This window comes from Mesorhizobium sp. P3_A9 (genome assembly GCF_056402975.1).
The window spans coordinates 1-2,702 of sequence record NZ_JBFUGJ010000547.1 but is presented as its reverse complement, the minus strand read 5'-3'; the positions used below and the strand labels follow the sequence as shown (position 1 = coordinate 2,702).

Genomic DNA, 2,702 nt, shown 5'->3' with positions numbered 1-2,702 from the left:
AACGGCTCCTTGATGTATAAATGCCCCGAGGGCGACATCACTGGCGGCGAGCTTGCCGCCTGCACGCTGTGGAACGGTGTGATCTATACGTCGGATGACAAGGGCGCGATCGGGCTGTTGCCGGCGCAAGGCGTCGATGCTCCGAAGACACTGATCTTTCCCGACCTCGGGCCGTCATTGCGGCACTCGCTGGCCTATGGCGGCAGTGGATTTTCGAAAGTGCCGTCGGATGTTTTTACGCTGAAGGGGTGCCAGGAATGAGTGAAGCGCAAAGAGTGCTGCTGGTCACCGGCGGCAGCCGCGGCATCGGCGCCGCCGTCTGCCGTCTCGGGGCGAAGGCCGGCTATCGCGTGGCAATCAACTATGCCTCGAACCAGGCTGCCGCCGACGCGCTGGTCGGCGACATCAAGGCCGCCGGCGGTGACGCTTTTGCGGTCAAGGGCGATGTCGGCAGCGAGGCCGATATCCTGGCTATCTTCGCGGCGGTAGACCGCACTTGGGGCCGGCTCGACGCTTTCGTCAACAATGCCGGTATCGTCGATGCCAAGGCGCGTGTCGACGAGATGAGCGCGGCAAGGCTGGAGCGCATGATGCGCATCAATGTCGTCGGCTCCATTCTCTGCGCCCGAGAAGCGGTCAAGCGCATGTCGACGCGCCATGGCGGCAAGGGCGGCTCTATCGTCAACATCTCGTCGGCGGCGGCGGTGCTGGGCGCGCCGGACAATTATGTCGACTATGCCGCCTCCAAGGGCGCCATCGACACGTTCACCATCGGGCTTGCCCGCGAGGTGGCGCTGGAAGGCATCCGCGTCAACGCGGTGCGGCCGGGCATCATCGACACCGATATCCACGCCTCCGGCGGACAGCCGGACCGGGTGGCGTTGATCCAGGACACGCTGCCGATGAAAAGAGCCGGCACCGCGGATGAAGTCGCGGCTGCGGTTCTCTATCTTCTATCCGACGCCGCGTCCTATACGACGGGCGCGATCCTGAATGTCAGCGGCGGCCGTTAAGCGCCAAGCAAAGGGAAAGAAACATGGCTTATGACGTCGTTATCATCGGATCGGGACCCGGCGGCTATGTCTGCGCCATCAAGGCGGCACAGCTTGGGCTGAAGGTCGCGGTGGTCGAGAAGAACGCGACCTTCGGCGGCACCTGCCTCAACATCGGCTGCATCCCGTCCAAGGCACTGCTTTACGCCTCCGAAATGTTCGCCGAGGCCGGCCATTCCTTCGATACGCTGGGCGTCGAGATACCCGCACCGAAGCTGAACCTCAAGAAGATGATGGCGCATAAGGATGCGACGGTGTCGTCCAACGTCAACGGCGTCGCCTTCCTGTTCAAGAAGAACAAGATCGATAGTTTTCGCGGGACCGGCAAGGTGGTCGCGGCCGGCAAGGTGTCGGTCACCTCCGAGGACGGCAAGGTCGAGGAGATCGAGACCAAGAACATCGTCATCGCCACCGGCTCGGATGTCGCCGGCATTCCCGGCGTCAAGGTCGATATCGACGAGAAGGTCATCGTGTCGTCGACCGGCGCGCTGTCGCTGGACAAGGTTCCCGGCCATCTGGTGGTGGTCGGCGGTGGCGTCATCGGGCTCGAACTCGGCTCGGTCTGGGCGCGGCTCGGCGCCAAGGTCACCGTGGTCGAGTTCCTCGACACCATTTTGGGCGGCATGGACGGCGAGGTGTCCAAGCAGTTCCAGCGCCTGCTGTCCAAGCAGGGCTTCGAGTTCAAGCTCGGCGCCAAGGTCACAGGCGTCGCCAAGGCCAAGAAGGGCGCCAGCGTCACCTTCGAGCCGGTGAAAGGCGGCGCGGCTGAAACCATCGCCGCCGATGTCGTGCTGATCGCCACCGGCCGCCGCGCCTTTTCCGACACGCTCGGCCTCAAGGAAGCCGGCGTCGAGGTCGACGAGCGCGGCCGGGTCAAGACCGACGCTCATCTCAAGACCAATTTGCCCGGCATCTACGCGATTGGCGATGTCATCGCCGGGCCGATGCTGGCGCACAAGGCCGAGGACGAGGGTGTCGCGGTGGCCGAAACCATCGCCGGCCAGGCCGGCCATGTGAATTACGAGGTGATCCCGAGCGTCGTCTACACCAGCCCGGAAATTGCCTCGGTCGGCAAGACCGAGGAAGAGCTGAAGAAGGCCGGCATCGACTACAAGGTCGGTAAATTCCCGTTCACCGCCAATGGCCGGGCGCGTGCCATGCTGCACACGGACGGTTTCGTGAAGATCCTCGCCGACAAGGTCAGCGACCGCGTGCTCGGCGTCCACATTGTCGGCTTCGGCGCCGGCGAGATGATCCACGAGGCGGCGGTGCTGATGGAGTTCGGCGGCTCGTCGGAAGACCTTGCCCGCACCACCCACGCGCATCCGACAATGTCGGAAGCGGTGAAGGAAGCGGCGCTGGCCACCTTCTTCAAGCCGATCCACATTTAGAGGCGCCCCACGCTTCGTCATCAACTCTGAGAAATGGCGGCGTCCCTTAGTCTTGCATTTAGGGTAACGATGATCTTTCGCATGACGGCAGCGATTGCCACCATTGGCTTTTTTCCGTTTGTGACGAGGCGTTTGTAGAAGGGTGCGAATTCGCCCCTTCCAGCTGCGGCGCGCAGGGCTGGCATGAACAGCGCGGTTCTGACATCAGGGCGCCCGCCACGGATTTTGCGGTAGCCTTGCTTTTGTCCGCTGTCGTTTG

General features: G+C 63.3%; 2 protein-coding genes and 2 pseudogenes. 3 read left to right on the top strand and 1 reads right to left on the bottom strand.

From position 1 onward, the window contains the following. From AC1DX0_RS34265 to lpdA, 3 genes and pseudogenes are all read left to right on the top strand, one after another. Positions 1-261 (top strand): annotated as a pseudogene (locus AC1DX0_RS34265) (hypothetical protein); the annotation flags it as partial. After that, positions 258-1,013 (top strand): SDR family oxidoreductase, encoded by a 756-nt coding sequence (locus AC1DX0_RS34260; protein ID WP_477224376.1) that lies wholly within the window; start codon positions 258-260, stop codon positions 1,011-1,013. The pseudogene AC1DX0_RS34265 and the gene AC1DX0_RS34260, both read left to right, overlap by 4 nt. A gap of 23 nt (positions 1,014-1,036) precedes the next feature. Next, a complete protein-coding gene (gene lpdA, locus AC1DX0_RS34255) occupies positions 1,037-2,443 on the top strand; it encodes a dihydrolipoyl dehydrogenase (RefSeq protein WP_477224375.1) in 1,407 nt (468 codons plus the stop codon). Between the two features lie 20 nt (positions 2,444-2,463). On the opposite strand, the pseudogene AC1DX0_RS34250 reads toward lpdA, so the two are convergent. Next, a pseudogene (locus AC1DX0_RS34250) lies at positions 2,464-2,702 on the bottom strand (IS110 family transposase); the annotation flags it as partial.